The organism is Sphingomonas sp. Leaf33 (assembly GCF_001421785.1).
GTDB lineage: Bacteria > Pseudomonadota > Alphaproteobacteria > Sphingomonadales > Sphingomonadaceae > Sphingomonas.
Map to the genome: position 1 here is coordinate 424,816 of NZ_LMLB01000017.1, position 20,098 is coordinate 444,913.

Below are 20,098 nucleotides of genomic sequence, written 5' to 3' on the forward strand. Positions count from 1 at the left end.
GGGAGGCCGCATTGCCCAAGCTTGACCTCGACGCAATCCCGCAGACCAATCGCACCGGCTACCCCGTGCCCTTCGACGCCCCGGTCGCCGGCCGCTGCTATCGGCGGATGGCGCCGGTGGCCGGCTTCACCCGACTGGGGGCGAGCCATGTGACGCTGGCGCCGGGCGCCTGGTCGTCGCAGCGCCATTGGCACACGGGTGAGGACGAACTGGTCGTGATGCTGTCGGGTGAAGCGGTGCTGGTCGATGACGCCGGCGAGACGATCGTGCGGCCGGGCGACGTGCTGGCGTTCCCCGCCGGCGACCGCAACGGGCATCATTTACAGAACCGCAGCGACACCCGTTGCGTTTTCGTCGCGGTCAGCGCGGGTCCGGAGGACGACCACGGCGAATATTCCGACATCGACATGATCTTCCGCGGCGACGGGTATTTCCGCAAGGACGGGACTCCGTACGGCCGCGACCGGACGCCGTGAGCCGGCGGGCTACTGCGCTGCCTGCTCGAACTTCTCGATCACCCAATCCTCTTCCTGCGCCGCGGCGATCCAGTCCTGCAGGAAGGGGTGTTGCAGCACGGCGTTCATGTACGCGGGAGCGAAGCGCGCGACCGGCAGGCCGTACGTGATGATCCGCGTGACGACGGGTGCGAACATGATGTCGACCGCGCCGAAGTCGCCGAACAGGAACTGGCCGTCACCGCCCCAGCGGGCGCGCGCCTGCGCCCACAGTTCCATGATGCGTTGCAGGTCGGCGACAACATCATCGTCCGGCTGCCGGGGTTCATAGACCTGGCGGATGTTCATGCTGTGCTTGCGGCGCAGCGCAGTGAAGCCCGAATGCATCTCCGCGGCCATCGACCGCGCCATCGCGCGTGCGGCGGGATCGGCCGGCCAGAATTTATCGCCGCCGCTCGCTTCGTTCAGATATTCGACGATCGCCAGGCTGTCCCACACCACGCAGTCGCCGTCCCACAGGATCGGCACTTTGCCCGACGACGGCGCGAACTCGTCGCCCTGGCGCCGCTTTTCCCATGCCTGGTCGTACAGCGGGACGACCATTTCCTCGAACGGCAGGCCCGACTGCTTGCACGCGAGCCAGCCGCGCAGCGACCAGGAGGAATAGGCCTTGTTGCCGATGATGAGCTTGAGCATGGGGCGAGGGGTAGGGAGCGGGGCCGGACGTGTCTAGCCGATCGCTTCCAGCACGGCCGCGCGCAGTTCCGCCACGCCCATGCCCTTTTCGCTCGACGTCTGAATGATGTCGGGATGCGCGGCGGGGCGCTTGCGGACCTCTTCGGCGGTCTTCGCCGTCACGTCGGCCAGCGCGGTCGCCTTGATCTTGTCGGCCTTGGTCAGAACCACGCGGTAGCTGACGGCCGCGGCGTCCAGCATGTCCATGATCTCGCGGTCGACCGGCTTGATGCCGTGGCGACTGTCGATCAGCACCAGCGCGCGCTTCAGCACGGTACGGCCGCGCAGATAGTCGTTCACCAGGAACCGCCACTTCTTGACAAGATCTCTGGGCGCTTCGGCGAAGCCATAGCCGGGCATATCGATCAGGCGGAATTTGAGCGGCTCGCCCACGTCGAAGAAATTGAGCTCCTGCGTCCGCCCCGGCGTGTTCGACGTGCGCGCGAGCGCATTGCGGTTGGTCAGCGCGTTGATCAGCGACGACTTGCCGACGTTCGACCGGCCGGCGAACGCGACTTCGGCCGCGTCCATTGGCGGCAGATGCTCCAGCGCCGGGGCCGATTTTAGGAACGCGATCGGACCGGCAAAGGTCTTGCGCGCGGCCTCGACCAGTTCGGGGTCGAAGCCTTCCGCCGCCGGGGTGGGGACGTCGCTCACTTCGCCGCCGCCGTCTTCAGGCCCGGATGGCGCGAATAGAGCCACTGCTGCTGTGCGATCGTCAGCAGGTTCGACGTGATCCAGTAGACCTGGAGTCCGACCGCGAACGGCGCCATGACGAACATCAGCACCCACGGCATCAGCGAAAAGACCTGTTTCTGCATCTCGTCCATCGGCTGCGGGTTCAGGCGGAATTGCGCCCACATCGAAATGCCGAGCAGGATCGGGATGACGCCGATCGCGATGAAATGCGGCGGCGTGAAGTTCAGCAGGCCGAACAGGTTGACCGGCGTCAGCGGGTCCGGCGCCGACAGATCCTTGATCCACAGCACGAACGGCTGGTGGCGCATTTCGATCGTCAGCATCAGCACCTTGTACAGCGCGTAGAAGATCGGGATCTGGATCAGCGTCGGCAGGCAGCCGGCCAGCGGATTGACCTTCTCGGTCTTGTACAGCGCCATCATTTCCTGCTGCAGGCGCGGCTTGTCGTCCTTGTAGCGTTCCTGGAGCACTTTCAGCTTGGGCTGCAATGCGCGCATCCCCGCCATCGACGCGAACTGCTTCTGCGCGACCGGGAACATGATTCCGCGCACCGTCAGCGTCAGCAGGATGATCGCGACACCGAAGTTGCCGACCATGCGGAACAGCCAGTCGAGATACTTGAAGATCGGCTTCTCGATCACCTCGAACCAGCCCCAGTCAATCGCCTTGCCGAAGTGGGGGATGCCCAGCGTGTCCTCGTAGCGGTCGAGCAGGTTCACTTCCTTGGCACCCGCGAAGAAGTGGCCGGTCGTGACCATGGCGGCCCCCGGCGCGACCGATTTCGGCGCGGCGGTATAGTCGGCCTGATAGGTCTTGTTCGCGCCGCCGCGGAACTGCGCGGTCACGTCTGCGCCCTGGTCGGGAATCGCCGCGGTCAGCCAGTATTTGTCGACGAAGCCGAACCAGCCGCCCTTCGACGTGAAGCTGACCGGTGCCTTGTCGACGTCCTTGAAGTTCACGCCGTAATCGGCCGCGCCGTTGTGCGCGGACATCGGGCCGGTATGGTTCGTCCAGCTGTCGGCGTCCTTCGATACGCCGACACGAGTGACATAGCTGTAGGGCGCGACCGAGATCGGTGCGCCACCTGCGTTCGCCACCGTCTGGCGGACGGTGAACATATAGTTCTGGTCGACCGACAGCTGGATCGCAAAACGCTGTCCGCTCGCGTTCGCCGCGGTCACCGTGACCGGCTGGCCGGGGCTGAGCACCTGGCCCGATGCCTGCCATACCGCATCTGCGGCCGGGGGCACGAAGCCGTTCGCCCCGCGCCAGCCGAACCCTGCGAAATAGGCGTCGGTCGTGCCGGCGGGCGACAGCAGGCGGATCGGCGGCGAATTCTTCGCGATCGTTTCGTCGTACTTGGTCAGGATCAGGTCGTCGATCCGTGCGCCCTTGAGGTTGATCGAGCCCTTCAGCGTCGGCGTCTCGATCGCCACGCGCGGGCTTTCCGCCAGTACGACGGCACGGTCGCGGATCGCGGTCGGCGAATCGGCGGTCGGGTCGGCGGACGGGTTGGGCAGCGGCTTCGACTTGCCGTCGACGATCTTCGTCACCGGCGGGTTGGCGGCGGGAAAGAAGGTGCGCGTGATGACCGGCCAGCCGAACAGGATCAGCGCCGCCAGGGCCGCGAACAGCACGAAATTCTTGTTGTCGTTGCTCAAAAGTCTTCCCCGACGCGTTCTTTACGGGACCGGATCATGGCCATGTCCGCCCCACGGATGGCAGCGCGCAATGCGCTTCGCCGCCAGCCAGCTACCCTTGGCCGCGCCATAGCGGCGAAGCGCCTCGATTGCATAGGCCGAACATGACGGGCTGTAGCGGCACGACGCCGGCAGCAGCAGCGAGGGGCCAAGCTGCCAGCCGCGGGCGAGGGCCATGAGCAGGCGGGCGATCATTGCTGCGCCCCAGGCCCCAAGCCAACGATCGTCATCCCCGCGGAGGCGGGGATCAATAGTCGCTGAAGGTCATGAGGCCCACTGCGTTCAGCCAGAATTGATTCCCGCCTGCGCGGGAATGACGACCGAGGGGTTTGGAGGATCACCGCGGCGCCGCCTTGCGAATCGCCTTCACCAGATCCGCGCGCAGGTCGTCCCACGACCGCTCGATCCCGGCGCCACCGCGCCCGATCAGGATATGGTCCGCGCCCGCGATGCCTTCGCTCGCCAGCACCTCGCGGGCCAGCGCCCGAAAGCGCCGCTTCATCCGGTTGCGGACGACCGCGCGGTTGTCGACCTTCTTGGATACGGTGATCCCGATCCGCGGTGTCGGATCGCTGTCGCTGCGCGGGTACACCAAAAGCACGAAGCCGGGCATCGCTGCCCGGCGTCCGCCGTTCGCCTTCAGATAGTCCGCGCGGGTCGTGACCCGCGCGAGTGCGCCGTGGCTCAGGCCGACAGCTTCTTGCGGCCGCGAGCGCGGCGGGCGCGAATCACGTTGCGACCGCCGACCGTCGCCATCCGCGAGCGGAAGCCGTGACGGCGTGCACGCACCAGGTTGCTCGGCTGAAAGGTCCGCTTCATCGTTCATTCCCAATTCGTCAAAATGTCAAAAGGCCGCCTACACGGGACGGCCACGTCGGCGGCTCCCATAGGCAAGAGCGCAATGTTAGTCAACGCTCGCGGCCGCCTGTTCGCGCGCCCTGCGTCGCCGTGCCGACGCCCGGCGCAAGGCCCGGTCCGCCAGCCGCCCGGTGCGCGGAAACCGCCGCTTGCCGCGCGCGAACTGGTACTTCGCCCAGCGCGAATTCTGCAGGACCAGCCCGGCCCCGCCGGCAAAGGTGAAGATGCCGACCGGCCCCGGCAACAGAGCCACCAGCGGCGTCACCAGAATCAGCAGCGCGCCCAGCGACAGGGCGGCCGTACGCAGGGCCGGATTTCGGGGGCGACTCACTTGCGCGATGTGGCGCGCGCGTATTGACCTTGCAAGACACTTCCAGCGGACAATTGTTGCGCTATGGTCGTCGGTGAAATTTGGGGAAGGGGGCAGGCTTGGTCGCGATCGTCTCGACCGTGGCGTATCTCGGGCTGGAGGCGCGCGGGGTCGAGGTGCAGTGCACGCTCGTCGCCGGGCTGCCCGCCTTCGTCGTCGTCGGCCTGCCCGACAAGGCGGTGGCGGAAAGCCGCGAGCGGGTGCGCGGCGCGATCGCCGCGATGGGCCTGGCGCTGCCGCCCAAGCGGATCACCATCAACCTGTCGCCCGCCGACCTGCCCAAGGAAGGATCGCATTTCGACCTGCCGATCGCGCTCGCGCTGCTGGCGGCGATGGGCGTGGTCGATGCCGAGACGCTGAGCGACTATGTTGTCGTCGGCGAACTCGGGCTCGACGGCCGTATCCAGGCGTCGCCCGGCGTGCTGCTGGCGGCACTCCATGCCTCGGCCGAAGGGAAGGGGCTGGTCTGCCCCGCCGCGCAAGGGCCCGAGGCGGCATGGGCCGGATCGGTCGAGGTGCTGGCCGCGACCGACCTGCTCAACCACTTCAAGGGCCAGCAACTTCTCTCGCCGCCGCAGCCTGGCGAAGCGGAGGCGCCCGGCTTCGGCCCCGACCTGAAACAGGTGAAGGGTCAGGAGACCGCCAAGCGCGCGCTGGAGATCGCGGCGGCCGGCGGGCACAATCTGCTGATGGTCGGACCGCCGGGGTCGGGCAAGTCGCTGATGGCGGCCTGCCTGCCCGGCATCCTGCCGCCGCTCGACCCGGCCGAGGCGCTGGAAGTGTCGATGGTCCAGTCGGTCGCGGGGACGCTGACCGGCGGGCGGCTGACCCGGACGCGGCCGTTCCGCAACCCGCATCACTCCGCGTCGATGGCCGCGCTGACCGGCGGCGGGCTGCGGGTGAAGCCGGGCGAAGTCAGCCTGGCGCATCTGGGAGTCCTGTTCCTCGACGAACTCCCCGAATTCCAGCGTGCGGTGCTCGATTCGCTGCGTCAGCCGCTGGAAACCGGCACGGTCAGCGTCGCGCGGGCCAATGCGCACGTGACGTTTCCCGCCAACGTCCAGCTGATCGCGGCGATGAACCCGTGCCGCTGCGGGCATCTGGGCGACCCTGCGCTCGCCTGCGCCCGCGCGCCGCGCTGTGCGGCGGACTATCAGGCCAAGGTGTCGGGCCCGCTTCTCGACCGCATCGATCTGCACGTCGAGGTCGCGGCGGTCAGCGCCGCCGACCTGGTCCTGCCGCCGCCGAGCGAAGGGTCTGCGCAAGTCGCCGTGCGTGTTGCCGCAGCGCGTGCCGTTCAGCGGGAGCGCTACGCGGGAACGAGCGTGCGAACGAATGCGGAAGCCGATGGCGACTTACTGGAGCGGGTAGCCGTCCTTGACGAACCCGCTCGCAAGCTCCTTGCCCAAGCGGCGGAAGCGATGCGTTTGTCTGCTCGCGGCTTTCACCGTGTAATCCGGGTATCCCGCACGATCGCCGATCTTGCGGGCGTCGAGCCGATCAGCCGTGCTCATGTGGCAGAGGCGCTGAGCTATCGTCGGCGCGCTCCGACGAACTGAAGGGGGAGGCAGCCTGTGAGTGAACCAACTGAAACCTACTTCAGCGTGGCTGCTGACAATGAAGCTGCGGCTGTGGCCCATGTCACTGCCCGAGGCTTTCTACCATTGCGGATCGAGCGAGTCGACGATGGTATCTCCGTGCTGGTCTTTGCGCCTTTGCCTGACGATCAGATGTTTGGTCTCGCACAAGCGCTGCCCATCCATCTGAGCTCGAAGATCGGCATCGTTGGCGGGCCCTTGTTCAAGTGACCCCAACCTGAAAACCGTTGCGCTCCTCGACCGTATCGATCTGCACGTCGAGGTCGCGGCGGTCAGCGCCGCCGACCTGGTCCTTCCGCCGCCGTCCGAGGGCTCGGCCGAGGTGGCGGCGCGCGTCGCGGCCGCGCGTGCGATCCAAACCGCGCGCTACGCCGAGGACAGCGCGCGAACGAACGCAGAGGCCGACGGCCCGGTGCTCGATGCCCACGCCACGCCCGATGACGCGGGCCGCGCGCTGCTCGCCCAGGCGGCGGAGGCGATGCGGCTGTCGGCACGCAGCTACACCCGCGTGCTGCGCGTCGCCCGCACCATCGCCGACCTGGCGGGGGCGGACCGGGTGTGGCGCATCCATGTGGCGGAAGCGCTCAGCTACCGTCGACAGGCGCCGCGGGCCTGACGCTCAGGCGTGCGGGCGTCGGCGCAGGGCGCCGCGCTGCTGCTCGATTTCGGATCGCGCGCGGTTCAGCGCCTCGACTTCGGTTGCCGCCAGCAGGTCGTCGACAACGACGGTCGCGGCGACGGCCGCGGCCTCGCCCTCTAACAGGACGCGCGCCTCTAGCAGCTCGAACGCGCCGAGTTCGAGTTCGTCGGGCGCGAGGCTGCGCGTGGGGGCGCGGTCACATAGAAGCCTGACCCGTGACGCGCCTAGACCAGGCCGCGCATCTCGAGCGCGCTCATCGCCTGGCGGATCGTAGGGCGGCTGACGTTGAATTCCTTGGCCAGCTCGCGTTCGCCGGGCAGGCGCATGCCCGGCGCATAGCGGCCGTCGTCGACGCCGGCGACGATGGCGTTGACGACGCGCTGGTACAGCGATTCGGGACGCTGCTTCACGGCCTTGGTTCTTTCATGCCGGCCGCATCGCCGTCAGGCCGTGCGCGATCCCCGCTTCCAGCCCGCGCAGCTCGGCCAGGCCGCGCAGGCGCCCGATCAGCGAGTAGCCGGGATTGGTTTCGCGATAGAGGTCGTCCAGCATCTGGTGCCCATGGTCGGGGCGCATCGGAATCCGCCGCCCTTCGGCTAGCGACAGGCGATGGACCGCGGCGACGACCGCGGCCATCCCGGCATCGCCCTCCAGATGCGCGGCCTCGTGGAACGCGCCGCCGGCCTCGCGCTGGACCGAGCGCAGGTGGAGGAAGCCGATGCGGCTGCCTAGCCGGTCGACCATGCCGGGCAGATCGTTGTCGGCGCGTACGCCGAGCGATCCCGTACAGAAGCACAGGCCGTTGGAGACGTTGGGCACGCGGGCGAACAGGCGTGCCAGATCGTCCTCGGTGCTGACAACACGCGGCAGGCCGAACAGCGGGAAGGGAGGGTCGTCGGGGTGCACGACCAGCCGGATGCCCAGCGCATCGGCGGTCGGGCAGACGGCTTCCAGGAATGCGACGTGATTGGCGCGCAACTGTTCCGCATCGATATCCGCATAGCTGTCGATCGCGGCGAGGAAGCCGCGGGAATCGAAGCTTTCCTCGCTGCCCGGCAGGCCCGCCAGGACCGTCGCTTCCAGCGCCCTCCGGTTGTCGTCGGACATCGCCGCGTCGCGGGCCGCAGCGGCCGCAACGATATCGGCGGAATAGTCCTGCGCGGCGCCCGGCCGGCGCAGGATGTGGATGTCATAGGCCGCCAGTGCCTCCGGCTCGAAGCGCAGCGCCCTTGCGCCGTCGGGCATGGTCCAGGCGAGGTCGGTCCGCGTCCAGTCGAGCAGCGGCATGAAATTATAGGTCACGACCTCGATCCCGCAGGCCGCCAGGTTGCGCAGGCTGTCGCACCACGCCGCGATCCGCGCGTCCCAGAGCGGGCCGCGCCGCTTGATCTCGTCGTCGACCGGCAGGCTCTCGACGACCGTCCAGTCGAGCCCGGCATCGGCGATCATCGCCTTGTGGTCGCGGACGCCCTCCAGCGGCCAGACGACCCCGTTCGGGATATCGTGCAGGGCGGTGACCACCGCGGTCGCCCCTGCCTGGCGGATGCCGGCGAGCGAAACGGGATCGCTCGGGCCGAACCAGCGCATGGACTGGATCATGCGCATCAGGCGGGCATCCCGGCGTCCAAGGTCCGACCGTCGCAAGCAATTTCGACCACGCGGCCCCTCCCTCTATCACACCCTGTAATCATGACACTGGCCGACTGGCCAGTCCAATACAGCGGGGTGGTCAGAGTTCATTGTCCGGAGCGCTATTCGCGAACCGGGAGTCCCATCAGCCACGGCTTGGGCAGTCCCGTCGGCTTGGGTTTGCCGTCCAGCCGCCGCGCGTTGACGATGGCGATGGGCCTGAACAGCATCTGCCCCTTCATCGCGCCCGATCCGCCGCCGGTCGGCAGGGCCAGGATGCGCTTCACCACGTCCATGCCGGCGACAACGCGGCCGAAGGCGGGATAGCCCTCGTAACTGCCCTTCGCGTCCATGTTGGGCGCGGCCCCCACGGTAATGAAGAAATTGCCGCCGGCCGACCCGCCATAGGCCGGGCGCGCCATGCTGATCGTCGCATCGATGTGCCGGATGCCGGTCTGCGTGGTCTTTTCCAGCGGGAACGTCGGCAGCATCCGCCGCGCGTCCTGGCGAATGCCGCCCTGGATGAACCCCGCCTTCGGATCGATCTTCTTGCGCGCCGAGCGGTAGAACACCGTCCCGTCCAGCCGCCCGTCGTCGACATAGGCGAGGAAGTTCGCCGTCGTCCGCGGCGCCCGCCTGGCGTCGAGGGCCAGGACGATCGGCCCGGCCGACGTGGTCAGCCGGACGCGGACATAGCCCGGCGTCGGCCGATTGATCGGTTCCGCCGCGGCCGCCGGCAGCGCAAGAGTGAAGGCAAGGAGCGAGAACGGGATACGCATGGTCACGACGCGGATATGGGAAGGCGAACGCCGCCCGGCTATCCCGCCGCCGGCTCCTGAGCAAGCGCTTGCCCTGGCTGCCCGCATCGTCTAGCGGATGCGCCCTCGCTGCCCCTGTGGCGAAATTGGTAGACGCGACCGACTCAAAATCGGTTGCCGCAAGGCATGCTGGTTCGAGTCCGGCCAGGGGCACCACCGTTTTTCAGGATTTGCGACCCGGCTGCGTCGGTCTGGCCCTGGACGTCAGCGCGGACGCACCGAAACCTCGCGTGCCGCAAGGGGCGCGGCGCAGTGGGAGCAGGTGGTGATCGGGTGGAAATCCTGCCCGCACAGCCGGTGGGTGTGCACCAGCGGCGGGCCGTCTGCGCCGGCCAGGTGCCGGTTGCCCCAGTCGACCATCGCGATCAGCAGCGGGTAGAGGTCGTGCCCCCGTGCGGTCAGCCGGTATTCGGCGCGCCGTGGTCGCTCGCAATAGTCGACCGTCGCCAGCACGTCCGCCGCGACCAGCCGGCGCAGGCGATCGGCAAGCGTCGCCTTGGGGATGCCGAGCCGCGTCTGGAAATCCTCGAACCGCCGGATGCCCAGGAAGCAGTCGCGCAGCACCAGCAGCGTCCAGCGATCGCCGAAGATCGCCAGGGTGCGGGCGACCGAACATGCCTGCCCGGCGATATCGTCCCATTTCATCGTGCCGCTCCAGTCGGACCGATTGACTCGGTCTTGAAACTGAACCTACTCTAGCAGCAGGTCGAGGAGAGGTGAAGCATGACCGACGGAGTGCCCGGCGTCTGCCTGGTCATCGGCGCCGGGGAGGGCGTGGGCGGCGCCATCGCCCGCTCCTTCGCCGCGGCGGGCCATACCGTCTGCGTCACGCGTCGCGCGCGCAACCTCGACCGGCTGGACGCGCTGGTCGCCGATATTCGCAGCGCCGGCGGCAAGGCCCATGCCTTCGGCGTCGACGCGCGGTCGGAAGAGGAGACGACCGCGCTGTTCGACCGGATCGAGGCGGAAATCGGGGCGATCGAGATCGTCGTCTTCAACATCGGCGCGAACGTCCGGTTCGGCCTGCGCGAGACGACTGTGCGGGTGTTCCACAAGGTGTGGGAAATGGCGTGCTTCTCGGGCTTCCTCGCCGCGCGGGAGGCAGCGCGCGTCATGGTCCCGCGCGGGCGAGGCACCATTCTGGTCACCGGCGCGACCGCCAGCCTGCGCGGGGGTGCGGGCTTCAGCGCCTTTGCCGCGGCCAAGAGCGGGCTGCGCGCGGTGGCGCAATCGGCGGCGCGCGAACTCGGACCGCAGGGTATCCATGTCGTCCACATCATCTGCGACGGGGCGATCGACGGCGTCTTCACCCGGTCGCGGACCGACGATGTCGCCGACCTGTTGGAGCGCGACGTCATCCTGAAGCCCGATGAGATCGCGCAGACCTATGTCTGGCTGCACCGCCAGCCGCGATCGGCGTGGACGCATGAACTCGACCTGCGCCCGTGGGGCGAGACTTTCTGAAGGAGCGGACCCGTGACGATCGAGGTGATTTTCGATTTCGGCAGCCCCAATGCGTATCTCGCGCTGAAGGTCCTGCCCAACATTGCCGCACGGACCGGCGCGCGCGTGTCGCTGACGCCGTGCCTGCTGGGCGGCATCTTCAAGGCGACGGGCAATCGCGCGCCGATGGAGACGTTCGCGGGCGTGGCGGGCAAGCTCGAATACGACCGGCTGGAGATGGAGCGCTTCGTCCGCCGGCACGGCCTGACGCGCTTCCGCATGAATCCGCATTTCCCGGTCAATACTTTGCTGGCGATGCGCGGCATGGTCGTCGCGCAGCACCGCGGCGAGGCGGAACGCTTTGTCGATGCGGTCTGTGCGGGCATGTGGGAGGACGGACGCAAGATGGACGATCCGGCCGAATTCGTCGCGGTGCTCGATGCCGCCGGGCTGGACGGACAGGCGATCGCGGCGGCGACGCAGGATCCCGCGGTCAAGGCCGAACTGGCGGCGAACACCGATCGTGCGGTCGCGCGCGGCGCCTTCGGCATCCCGACCTTCTTCGTCGGCGACGAAATGTTCTTCGGCAAGGAACGGTTGGGCCAGATCGAGGCGCTGGTCAGTGGCCGCTGAGGTGGCGGGCGACGAACCGCACGGGCTGACGCTACTGCGCGACTGGATCGCGCAGGACCGCCAGCCGCCGATGGGGACGACACTGGGCTTTCGCCTGGTCGAGGCCGAGCGTGGGCGCGCGGTGTTCGAAGGCACCCCCGACCGCAGCGTCTACAACCCGCTGGGCGGTGTCCACGGCGGCTATGCGGCGACCTTGCTCGACAGCGCGTGCGGTGTCGCGGTAGCGTCGGCGCTGGGCGAGGGGATGGGTCACACGACCCTGGAGCTGAAAGTGTCGTACCTGCGCGGCCTGAGCGAACGCAGCGGAACCGTGCGTGCGGAGGGGCGGCTGGTGTCGCTCGGTCGGCGCGTCGCCTTTTCGGAAGCGCGGCTGACCGACGGCGACGGCCGGCTGTGCGCGACCGCTACATCGACGCTGCTGGTGTTCGAAGCGGCGCACGGGCGGCCGGGCACGTTCCAGCAATGACCGTTGCCGATAGCAGTCGTGTACTGCCGAAAGTGCTGGCATTCGACGTGTTCGGGACGGTCGTCGACTGGCGCAGCTGCGTCGCGCGCGACAGTGCCGACGCGCTGGCCCGGATCGGCCGGCCGGATGTCGATCCGGCGCACTTCGCCGACATCTGGCGGATGCAGTATCTGTCCACGATGCGCGACTATGCCGCGTCGGGCCGCGCGTTCGTCACGCTCGACGTGCTGCACCGCGAGATGCTGGATGCAGCGCTACGCGGGATCGGCATCGATCCGGCCGGGCTAGACGCCGACCTGCTCGCCGAGTGGACCCGCGCCTGGCACCGGCTGGACCCGTGGCCCGACGTGGTGGCCGGGCTGATGCGGCTGAAGGCGCGCGTGCCGCTGGTGACGCTCAGCAACGGCGGCATCGCGATGATGCTGGCGATGGCGCGGCGCGGCGGCCTGCCATGGGATGCGATCCTGGGCGCCGACGTGAGCGGCCATTACAAGCCCGATCCGCGCGCCTATCTGGAAACTGCGCGCCTGCTGGACATCGCGCCGGGCGACCTGTGCCTGGTCGCGGCGCATCACAGCGACCTGGCGGCGGCACGCGCGTGCGGGATGATGACGGCCTATGTCGATCGCCCGCGCGAATATGGCGGGCAACCTGCACCCGACGCCGCCGCGCGGCAGGACTGGAACTGGAACTGCCGCGATTTCGGTGATCTGGCCGACCGGCTGGGGTGCTAGGGCATGTCGCCGCCGCGCCAGCCGCCGCCCATCGCCTGGTAGAGCGCGACATAGCTGGTCAGACGGTCGGCGGCGGCCTGGACCAGGCTCAACTCGGCGCCGAGCTGGCTGCGTTGCGCGTCGAGCTGCTCGATGTAGCTTGAGTACCCCGCGCGGTAGCGGTTGGTCGCGTTGCCGACCGCGCCGCGCGTCGCCGCCACCTGCGCCTCCAGCGCGGCGACCTGTTCGCCCGCGCGCTGCACGCCGGCCAGCGCGTCGTCGACCTCGCGAAACGCGGTCAGCGCGGTCTTGCGATAGGCGAAGGCGGCCTGGTCGCGCCGTGCGGTCGCGGCATCCTCCAGCGCGGCCAGTCGCCCGCCGTCAAAGATCGGCGCGAGGATGCTGGCGCCGAGCGAGAAGACGCCGACCGGATTCTCGAGCGCGGTCGACAGCACGACGCCGGCCGATCCGGTCAGCGACAGGTTGGGCAGGAACGCAGCGCGCTGGCTGTCGAGCGACAGGTCGGCGGCGACCAGGGTCTGTTCGGCCTGGTAGAGGTCCGGACGGCGGCGCAGCAGGTCGGCGGGCAGGCCGGCGGGGATCGCCGGGCGCAGCAGCCGGTCGAGCGGCAGGCCGCGCGCGATCGGCGCCGGCGTGTCGCCCGCCAGCAGCGACAGCGCATTTTCCTGCCGCGCGATCGCGAGTTGAGCCTGCGGCACGAGCTGCTCGGTGGCGGCATATTCCGCTTGCGCCTGGCGATATTCGAGGCGCGAGGAATACCCCGTCTCGTATCGCCGCCGCGCGATTCTGAGCGCGTCGCTGCGTGCGGCGAGCGTCGCGCGCGCGATGGCGAGGCGCTGGTCGAGCGCGCGGAGCGTGATGTAGCCGCTTGCGGCGGTGGAGGCGGTGGCAAGTCGCACGGTGTCGCGCGCACCCTCCGTTGCCAGCAACTGCGCACGTGCCGCCCGGCTGGCCAGGCGCAGGCGGCCGAACAGGTCGAGGTCGAAGCTGGCGGTGATCGCAGGCTGCGCGCCGATCGCGCGGGACGGCGTGCCGAACGGGCTGAGCGTCTGGCCCTGCGTTTCGGGCACCTGTCCGCCGACCTGCGGTAGCAACTGCGCGCGCGACAGCGCCTCGGACGCGCGGGCTTCCTCGACGCGGGCGGCGGCGACCGCGATGTCGACGTTGTTGGCCAGCGCGCGCTGGACGAGGGCGGTCAGCGCGGGGTCGCCGAACGCCGTCCACCAGTCGGCGGTGACCGGGGCGGTGCCGGGAAGCGCGGTGCGCCAGGACGCGGGCGGGGCGACCGCCGCCGCCGGCGGGGCGGACGCGCGCTGACCCGGTGAGACGCAGCCCGCCAGCAGCAGCAAGGGCAGCAGGGCGCGAGCGCGTCTCATCGCGGCGCCGCTCCGGTATCGATGTGCGCGACGACCGACATGCCCGGGCGCAGGCGTCGCGCAAGCGGCTGTCCGGGGTCGATTCGGATGCGAACCGCCAGGCGCTGCGGCACCTTGGTGAAGTTGCCAGTCGCATTATCGGACTTCAGCACCGCGAATTCGCTGCCCGTCGCCGGGGCGATCCGTTCGACACGGCCGGTCAGCCGGCCGTTCGCGAGCGCGTCGACGGTGAAGCTCGCCGGCTGGCCGACCGCGATACGCGCGGTCTGCGCTTCCTTGAAATTGGCGATGACCCAGACTTCGGGCGGGACCAGGAACAGCAGTTGCGAGCCTGCGGTGACATATTGGCCGACGCGGACGCCGACTTCGCTCAACCGCCCGGCTTCGGGCGCGCGGATGACGGTGTTGGCGAGATCGATGCGCGCGAGGCGCAGGGCCGCTTCCGCCCCCGATACGCCGGCCGCCTGACCGCCGCGACCGACTTCGACCGTGCGCACGTCTTGCCGGGCGATCTCGCGGGCGGCTTCGGCCTGGGCGACCGCGGCCTGCGCCTGGCGCAATGCCGCGCGGGTCTGGTCGCGTTCGCGCAGGGAGACCGAGCCATCGGAGACGAGGTCGTCGACGCGCGCCATGTCGGCCCGCGCGCGCATCAGTTGGGCGCGCGCATTCTCGACCGCGGCGTCCTGCACCTGGACGCTGGCGGCACGGCTGGCGGCGGCCTGGCGGCTGTTGGCGAGCGTCGCCTGTTGCGCGGCGACCTGCGCGGCTGCCTGGGCGACGCGCTGGGCATAGATCCGCTCGTCGATCGTCACCAGCGGCTGGCCGGGCTGGACCGTCGCGAAGTCGCGGACCAGCACCTTTGTCACATAGCCCGACACCTGCGGCGCGATGACCGTCACGCGCCCGCGGACATAGGCATTGTCGGTGCTCTCCTCCGCGGTCGTGAACGGCCCGATCCGCCACGCCATCATCACCGCGGCGATCCCGACAAGCGTCAGCAGCAGGACGACGATCAACGCGGTGCGCGACAGCGCAGGCGGTCGCCAGCCGGAGCCCGTGGGCGCGGCGGGCGGCGTGCCGGCCTCAGCCAGCTTCTCCTCGGTGGCGGGGGCGGTGGCGACGGGCGTGCGGGTGTCGGTCATACGGGTTCCGGACGCCGCGCGCGGATGGCACGGCGGATGAGGAGGAAGGCGAGATAGGCACAGGTCAGCGCGGCGAGAACCGCGACCAGACGAAACACATCGTTGAACGCCAGCACGTTCGCCTCGCGCGTCGCGGCCTGCGACAGCAGCGCGCCGCCTTCCGCGGTGCGCAGCGCGGGATCGCCGACGACACGGCCGACGCCGGCGGCACCGGCCGCCAGGCGCTGCTGGACGATCGGGTCGGTCGGGTCGATCGCCTGGACGAGCGCTGCGCTGTTCGCCTTCTCGCGCACCACCTGGTATGTCCCGAGCAGTGCGGCGCCGCCCAATCCGCCCAGCGAATTGATGATCCCGAACAGCGCGATGAAGCTGATGATGTGGCCGCTTCCTTCCTTCAGCGCGCGGGTCATGCCGAACAGCAGGGCGGGCCCGAGGAAAAAGGTCGCCGAAAACGCGATCAGCGCCTGGGTGACATAGAGTTGCGGCGCGCGCGTCAGGCTGGTCGAATGCGAATCGAAATACGCCGCGACCGCGACCAGCCCGATCGCCAGCATCACCGGATGCGTCAGCCGCTGGACGTCCAGCGTCGCGGCGCTGACCAGCACACCGGCGACCGAAGCGACCGCGATGATCGTGAAGAAGGCCTGCAACTGGTCGTTGGTCTGGCCCAGCACGGTCAGCAGCCCGACCGCGCCCAGGGTCTGTTCGGACAGCACGATCCGCGCCATGACCGTGACGATGGCAAAGCGCACGATGTCCGCGCTCGCCAGCCAGCGCGTGTTGAGCAGCGGATTGGCGCGACCGTGCTCGATCAGCAGGGCAACGCTGAGCATCGGGATCGCCGCGATCAGCGCCCAGCCGATCCACGCGGCCTGCGTCCACCACACGATGCGCCCCAGCCCCAGCACCGCGGCGAACAGCGCCATGCTGGTCGCGAACAGCGCGAAGGTGACGAAATCCATCCGCTCGAACGCCTTTTGCCGGACGGTCGGCGGCAGGCGGAAGACCAGCACGGCGGCCAGGCTGAGCATCGCGAGACCCAGTTCGAACAGGTACAGCGCGCGCCACTGGCTCATCGCGAGCAGCTCCGGCGAGAACATCCGCGCCAGCGGCGTCGCGCATTGCGGGATGCCGATGCCCAGCACCACGCCCTTCAGTCGCGCGGCGGGCGGCATCGCCTGCATGATGTAATACAGCGCAAAGGTGCTGAGTGGTGCCGCGGCCAGCCCGCTCGCCGCGCGCACGGCAATCGCGGAGGTGAAATCGCTGACGAACAGATGCGCCAGGCACAAGAGCGCATAGACGCCCAGAAAGAGCAGCGCGAAGGGCCTGAGACCAAACTGCTGTCGAAACTTGATGAGCAGCAGGTTCACACTGACGTTGGTCATGACGTACACGGTCGGCAGCCACGCGACCTGCACCGGATCGAGCCCCAGCGAACCGCCGAGCGTCGTGGTGTTCACCGCGACCAGCGCGTTGCCCAGCCCTCCAGTCAGTCCCAGCAACACCGCGACCGCGACATAGGCCGCCTTGCGCTGACCGGGATGCGCAGGCGATCCCGGCGACCCCGGCATGACCGGGACCTCATGGGGCGCATAGTCCCACCGCTCCTCGGCAAGGACGCGTCTGATCCGGCTGGCGATCGACATTCTCGCGCTTCTACTCTCCCTTCGCGGCAATACGAAGTGCCGGCGACGCGTGGTTCACGCGACGTGCATTGTGCGCAGGGCACAGCGGCGGCATGGGATCAGGCATGACGGATGGTTCGACGATCGATCGGCGCGGACTGCTGCGCACCGGGCTGGCGATGGGCGGCACGACGGCGCTGGCGCAGTGGTATCCGGCCTGGGCGCAACCGGTGTCGGCGGGACTCGTGCGGGACTTGCCGGTGGTATCGGGCGACGACATCGTTCTGCGCATCGCGCACCAGATGATGACGATCGACGGGCGGCAGAGCCACGCCATCGGCCTGAACGGCACAGTGCCGGGGCCGCTGATCCGCCTGCGCGAGGGGCAGCGCGTGCGGCTGGATGTCGAAAACACGCTGGACGAGGATTCGTCGATCCACTGGCACGGCCTGCTGCTGCCGTTCCACATGGACGGCGTGCCGGGGGTGAGCTTTCCCGGCATCCGCCCGCGCTCGACCTTTACCTACGAGTTTCCGGTGATCCAGTCGGGCACGTACTGGTATCACAGTCACTCCGGCTTGCAGGAACAGATGGGCCACTACGGCCCGATCGTCATCGACCCTGCCGGTGCCGACCCGATCGCGTTCGACCGCGAGCACGTCATCGTGCTGAGCGACCATAGCCCGCTTCACCCGCACGCGATCTTCCGCCGGCTGAAATTGCAGGGCGGCTATTTCAACTACCGGAAGCAGACGCTGGCCGGGCAACTGGCCGGGCGCGGCCAGTCGGCCAAGGAACGCCGCAACTGGGGGGCGATGCGGATGGACCCGACCGACGTCGCCGACGTGACGGGGGCGACCTACACCTATCTCGTTAACGGCCACGGCCCGCGCGACAACTGGACCGCGCTGTTTCGCCCCGGTGAACGCGTGCGGCTGCGGATCATCAATGCGTCTGCCATGACGACCTTCAACGTGCGGATCCCGGGGCTGACGATGACGGTCGTCCAAGCTGATGGCCTGCCCGTCCGCCCGGTCGCTATCGACGAGATGCAGGTGGCGGTCGCCGAGACCTACGACGTCATCGTCCAGCCGACCGACGACCGCGCCTATACGCTGGTCGGCGAGAGCGTCGACCGCTCCGGCATGGCCCGCGCGACGCTCGCCCCGCGCGCGGGGCTGGTCGCGGCGGTGCCGGCGCTGCGACCGCGCCCCATCGCGTCGATGAAGGACATGGGGATGGGGGGGATGGACCACGGCGCCATGATCGGAACGGATCACGACTCAATGTCGGGCATGGACCACGCCGCGATGGGGCACGGCGCACCTGCGGCCACGTCCGATCCCTGTCCGCCCGAGCACGCCGCGATGGGACATTGCACGCCGGCCGCGCCATCCGCCGCTCCGGCCGCGATGGATCATGCGATGCGCGACTTCGCGAACGCGCCGGAGGTGAAGAAGACGCCGACCGTCCAGACCATCGCCCCCATGCCCGTCGATCGCACGGGCGAGCCGGGGCAGGGGCTGGAGGATGTCGGCCACCGCGTGCTCGTCTACCGCGACCTGGTGGCAGCGACGCGCAACCCGGACGTCCGCGCGCCCTCGCGGCAGTTGCGCATCCACCTGACCGGCAACATGGAACGCTATATGTGGGCGTTCGACGGCGAGAAGCTGTCGGAGGTGAAGGCGCCGATCCCGTTCCGCAAGGACGAGCGCGTGCGCGTGACGCTGGTCAACGACACGATGATGGGCCACCCGATCCACATCCACGGCCATTTCTTCGAACTCGTCACCGGCCACGGCGACCACGCGCCGCGCAAGCATACGGTGCAGGTCCAGCCGGGCGGGACGGTGACGTTCGACATCACCACCGATGCGGTCGGCGACTGGGCCTTTCACTGCCACATGCTCTATCACATGCACGCCGGCATGATGCAGGTCGTCAGCGTCCGCGGCGAAGGCGATGCGGCATGATCGCGCTGGCGTTGCTGGCGACCGTCGCGGCGCAGGCGATGAACCACAGCCACATGCCCGGCATGACGATGCCGATGCCCAAACCAACGGCAAAGGCCGGGCCGAAGCCCGCGCGCAAGGCCGCCGTGACCAAGTCCAGGAAGGTGGCGCCGAAGCCACCGCGCAAGCCGGTTGCTGCAATGCCGGCGACGACCTGCTCGCCCGAACACGCCGCGATGGGACATTGCGCGCCGCCCGAGGCAGCGAAGGCAAGCCCCGCCCCGATGACGATGACGATGCCGGCCGCGACCGGGGATTGCCCGCCGGAGCACGCGGCGATGGGGCATTGTTCGCCTGCCACAGCACCCGCCGAGCCGCAGGGCACCGCACGTCCGGCCGGCAATGCTCCGGCCCCGACGGCGCCGTCGGCGACCTACGCCGATCGCATCTGGGGCGCCGAGGCGATGGCGTCGGCGCGCAGCGCCCTCCGGCGCGAGCATGGCGGGATGCAGTTCTCGCAGGTCATGCTGAACCTCGCCGAGGTCGATTTTCGCGGCGGCCGCAATGGCTATCGCTGGGACGGCGAGGCGTGGTTCGGCGGCGATATCAACCGGCTGGCGATCAAGAGCGAGGGCGAGGGGGCGTTCGGCGACCGGGTCGAAGGCGCCGAGATCCAGGCGCTCTATTCGCGCGCGATCGATCCCTATTTCAACCTGCAGGCCGGCGTGCGGCAGGGGATCGGCCGGGGCGCGCAGCGAACCGATGCGGTGTTAGGGGTCGAAGGCCTCGCGCCCTATTGGTTCGATGTCGAAGCTGCGCTGTTCCTGTCCGACAAGGGCGACCTGCGCGCGCGGGCCGAGGGAACGTACGACCAGCGCATCACCCAGCGCCTGATCCTCCAGCCACGCGTCGAGGTGAACTGGTCGGCGCAGGACATGCGCGCCGAGCGGATCGGAGGCGGTCTGACCGATGCCGAGGCGGGGCTGCGCCTGCGCTACGAAATCGCCCGCGAATTCGCGCCCTATGTCGGCGTGGCGTGGGAGCGCCGGTTCGGTCGCACCGCCCGCTATGCGCGAGCGGATGACGAGGGGACGGGCGGCGTCGGTCTGGTTCTGGGCGTCCGCGCCTGGTTTTAACGGAGGCGCTTAACCCACACCATCCGTGCTCCCGCGAAGGCGGGAGCCCAGAGTTACCATGTCCGTCGCTCTACAACCCTCGGCTC

At 69.1% G+C, this 20,098-nt stretch carries 24 protein-coding genes, 1 tRNA gene and 1 pseudogene; 12 read left to right on the forward strand and 14 right to left on the reverse strand.

The window, feature by feature from the left end:
* Positions 1 to 11: 11 nt before the first annotated feature.
* Positions 12 to 476: a cupin domain-containing protein gene (locus ASE86_RS15185; protein WP_056428784.1), complete on the forward strand. Its 465-nt coding sequence runs from the start codon at positions 12 to 14 to the stop codon at positions 474 to 476.
* 9 nt (positions 477 to 485) lie between these two features.
* Here ASE86_RS15185 and ASE86_RS15190 read toward each other — a convergent pair whose 3' ends face one another.
* From ASE86_RS15190 to ASE86_RS15220, 7 genes are all read right to left on the reverse strand, one after another.
* A complete protein-coding gene (locus ASE86_RS15190) occupies positions 486 to 1,151 on the reverse strand; it encodes a glutathione S-transferase family protein (protein WP_056428785.1) in 666 nt (221 codons plus the stop codon).
* Between the two features lie 33 nt (positions 1,152 to 1,184).
* The gene (gene yihA, locus ASE86_RS15195; protein ID WP_056428788.1) at positions 1,185 to 1,847 is read right to left on the reverse strand and encodes a ribosome biogenesis GTP-binding protein YihA/YsxC; all 663 of its coding nucleotides are present in this window, start codon (positions 1,845 to 1,847) and stop codon (positions 1,185 to 1,187) included.
* Positions 1,844 to 3,550, reverse strand: coding sequence for a membrane protein insertase YidC (gene yidC / locus ASE86_RS15200; protein ID WP_056428791.1), 1,707 nt, complete (start codon positions 3,548 to 3,550; stop codon positions 1,844 to 1,846). The genes yihA and yidC overlap by 4 nt, the downstream gene beginning before the upstream one ends.
* 21 nt (positions 3,551 to 3,571) lie before the next feature.
* Positions 3,572 to 3,784 (reverse strand): membrane protein insertion efficiency factor YidD, encoded by a 213-nt coding sequence (gene yidD / locus ASE86_RS15205; protein ID WP_056428794.1) that lies wholly within the window; start codon positions 3,782 to 3,784, stop codon positions 3,572 to 3,574.
* A 142-nt stretch (positions 3,785 to 3,926) separates the two neighbouring features.
* Complete coding sequence (rnpA, locus tag ASE86_RS15210; protein WP_082441982.1) at positions 3,927 to 4,277, reverse strand: ribonuclease P protein component; 351 nt, start codon at positions 4,275 to 4,277, stop codon at positions 3,927 to 3,929.
* A complete protein-coding gene (gene rpmH, locus ASE86_RS15215) occupies positions 4,274 to 4,408 on the reverse strand; it encodes a 50S ribosomal protein L34 (protein WP_029724273.1) in 135 nt (44 codons plus the stop codon). Before rpmH ends, rnpA begins: the two co-directional genes overlap by 4 nt.
* Positions 4,409 to 4,493: 85 nt before the next feature.
* Positions 4,494 to 4,778 carry a hypothetical protein gene (locus ASE86_RS15220; protein ID WP_235524139.1) on the reverse strand — a complete coding sequence of 95 codons (285 nt, stop codon included), beginning with the start codon at positions 4,776 to 4,778 and terminating at the stop codon, positions 4,494 to 4,496.
* Between the two features lie 98 nt (positions 4,779 to 4,876).
* Here ASE86_RS15220 and ASE86_RS15225 point away from each other — a divergent pair, with 98 nt between their 5' ends.
* The 4 genes and pseudogenes from ASE86_RS15225 (at position 4,877) to ASE86_RS16655 (ending at position 7,175) form a co-directional block, all read left to right on the forward strand.
* Positions 4,877 to 6,376, forward strand: a complete 1,500-nt coding sequence (locus ASE86_RS15225; RefSeq protein ID WP_056428799.1) for a YifB family Mg chelatase-like AAA ATPase — start codon at positions 4,877 to 4,879, stop codon at positions 6,374 to 6,376.
* A gap of 15 nt (positions 6,377 to 6,391) precedes the next feature.
* Positions 6,392 to 6,625, forward strand: a complete 234-nt coding sequence (locus ASE86_RS16160; RefSeq protein WP_056428802.1) for a hypothetical protein — start codon at positions 6,392 to 6,394, stop codon at positions 6,623 to 6,625.
* A 19-nt stretch (positions 6,626 to 6,644) separates the two neighbouring features.
* A pseudogene (locus ASE86_RS15235) lies at positions 6,645 to 7,031 on the forward strand (ATP-binding protein); the annotation flags it as partial.
* Positions 7,032 to 7,040: 9 nt separating this feature from the next.
* The gene (locus ASE86_RS16655; RefSeq protein ID WP_268795331.1) at positions 7,041 to 7,175 is read left to right on the forward strand and encodes a hypothetical protein; all 135 of its coding nucleotides are present in this window, start codon (positions 7,041 to 7,043) and stop codon (positions 7,173 to 7,175) included.
* Positions 7,176 to 7,279: 104 nt separating this feature from the next.
* On the opposite strand, the gene ASE86_RS16610 is transcribed toward ASE86_RS16655, so the two are convergent.
* The 3 genes from ASE86_RS16610 to ASE86_RS15250 all read right to left on the reverse strand — a co-directional run bounded on the left by ASE86_RS16610 (position 7,280) and on the right by ASE86_RS15250 (position 9,463).
* Positions 7,280 to 7,465: a winged helix-turn-helix domain-containing protein gene (locus ASE86_RS16610; RefSeq protein ID WP_056428808.1), complete on the reverse strand. Its 186-nt coding sequence runs from the start codon at positions 7,463 to 7,465 to the stop codon at positions 7,280 to 7,282.
* Between the two features lie 13 nt (positions 7,466 to 7,478).
* A complete protein-coding gene (gene uxuA / locus ASE86_RS15245; RefSeq protein ID WP_235524140.1) occupies positions 7,479 to 8,654 on the reverse strand; it encodes a mannonate dehydratase in 1,176 nt (391 codons plus the stop codon).
* A gap of 152 nt (positions 8,655 to 8,806) precedes the next feature.
* The gene (locus ASE86_RS15250; RefSeq protein ID WP_056428815.1) at positions 8,807 to 9,463 is read right to left on the reverse strand and encodes a peptidylprolyl isomerase; all 657 of its coding nucleotides are present in this window, start codon (positions 9,461 to 9,463) and stop codon (positions 8,807 to 8,809) included.
* A 110-nt stretch (positions 9,464 to 9,573) separates the two neighbouring features.
* Between ASE86_RS15250 and ASE86_RS15255 the strand changes: the two genes are divergently transcribed.
* Positions 9,574 to 9,658 (forward strand) — tRNA-Leu (locus ASE86_RS15255).
* Positions 9,659 to 9,706: 48 nt separating this feature from the next.
* Here the strand turns inward: ASE86_RS15255 and ASE86_RS15260 are convergent.
* Complete coding sequence (locus ASE86_RS15260) at positions 9,707 to 10,147, reverse strand: winged helix-turn-helix transcriptional regulator (RefSeq protein WP_056428817.1); 441 nt, start codon at positions 10,145 to 10,147, stop codon at positions 9,707 to 9,709.
* Between the two features lie 78 nt (positions 10,148 to 10,225).
* On the opposite strand from ASE86_RS15260, the gene ASE86_RS15265 reads away from it, so the two are divergent.
* The 4 genes from ASE86_RS15265 to ASE86_RS15280 are packed head-to-tail and all read left to right on the forward strand — an operon-like array spanning position 10,226 to position 12,778.
* Positions 10,226 to 10,966, forward strand: a complete 741-nt coding sequence (locus ASE86_RS15265) for an SDR family NAD(P)-dependent oxidoreductase (protein WP_056428819.1) — start codon at positions 10,226 to 10,228, stop codon at positions 10,964 to 10,966.
* A 12-nt stretch (positions 10,967 to 10,978) separates the two neighbouring features.
* Complete coding sequence (locus tag ASE86_RS15270; RefSeq protein ID WP_056428823.1) at positions 10,979 to 11,578, forward strand: 2-hydroxychromene-2-carboxylate isomerase; 600 nt, start codon at positions 10,979 to 10,981, stop codon at positions 11,576 to 11,578.
* The gene (locus ASE86_RS15275; RefSeq protein WP_056428827.1) at positions 11,568 to 12,044 is read left to right on the forward strand and encodes a PaaI family thioesterase; all 477 of its coding nucleotides are present in this window, start codon (positions 11,568 to 11,570) and stop codon (positions 12,042 to 12,044) included. The genes ASE86_RS15270 and ASE86_RS15275 overlap by 11 nt, the downstream gene beginning before the upstream one ends.
* Positions 12,041 to 12,778: a haloacid dehalogenase type II gene (locus ASE86_RS15280; RefSeq protein ID WP_056428828.1), complete on the forward strand. Its 738-nt coding sequence runs from the start codon at positions 12,041 to 12,043 to the stop codon at positions 12,776 to 12,778. Before ASE86_RS15275 ends, ASE86_RS15280 begins: the two co-directional genes overlap by 4 nt.
* On the opposite strand, the gene ASE86_RS15285 is transcribed toward ASE86_RS15280, so the two are convergent.
* The 3 genes from ASE86_RS15285 to ASE86_RS15295 are packed head-to-tail and all read right to left on the reverse strand — an operon-like array spanning position 12,775 to position 16,945.
* Entirely contained in the window at positions 12,775 to 14,154 is a 1,380-nt protein-coding gene (locus tag ASE86_RS15285) for an efflux transporter outer membrane subunit (protein WP_056428830.1), read from the reverse strand. The genes ASE86_RS15280 and ASE86_RS15285 overlap by 4 nt on opposite strands.
* Positions 14,151 to 15,296 carry an HlyD family secretion protein gene (locus tag ASE86_RS15290; RefSeq protein ID WP_056428831.1) on the reverse strand — a complete coding sequence of 382 codons (1,146 nt, stop codon included), beginning with the start codon at positions 15,294 to 15,296 and terminating at the stop codon, positions 14,151 to 14,153. The genes ASE86_RS15285 and ASE86_RS15290 overlap by 4 nt, the downstream gene beginning before the upstream one ends.
* Positions 15,293 to 16,945, reverse strand: coding sequence for an MFS transporter (locus tag ASE86_RS15295; protein WP_056428836.1), 1,653 nt, complete (start codon positions 16,943 to 16,945; stop codon positions 15,293 to 15,295). The genes ASE86_RS15290 and ASE86_RS15295 overlap by 4 nt, the downstream gene beginning before the upstream one ends.
* Positions 16,946 to 17,049: 104 nt before the next feature.
* Between ASE86_RS15295 and ASE86_RS15300 the strand changes: the two genes are divergently transcribed.
* A complete protein-coding gene (locus ASE86_RS15300; protein ID WP_082441964.1) occupies positions 17,050 to 18,897 on the forward strand; it encodes a copper resistance system multicopper oxidase in 1,848 nt (615 codons plus the stop codon).
* Positions 18,894 to 20,012 (forward strand): copper resistance protein B, encoded by a 1,119-nt coding sequence (locus tag ASE86_RS15305; RefSeq protein ID WP_056428838.1) that lies wholly within the window; start codon positions 18,894 to 18,896, stop codon positions 20,010 to 20,012. Before ASE86_RS15300 ends, ASE86_RS15305 begins: the two co-directional genes overlap by 4 nt.
* The last annotated feature ends 86 nt before the right edge of the window (positions 20,013 to 20,098 follow it).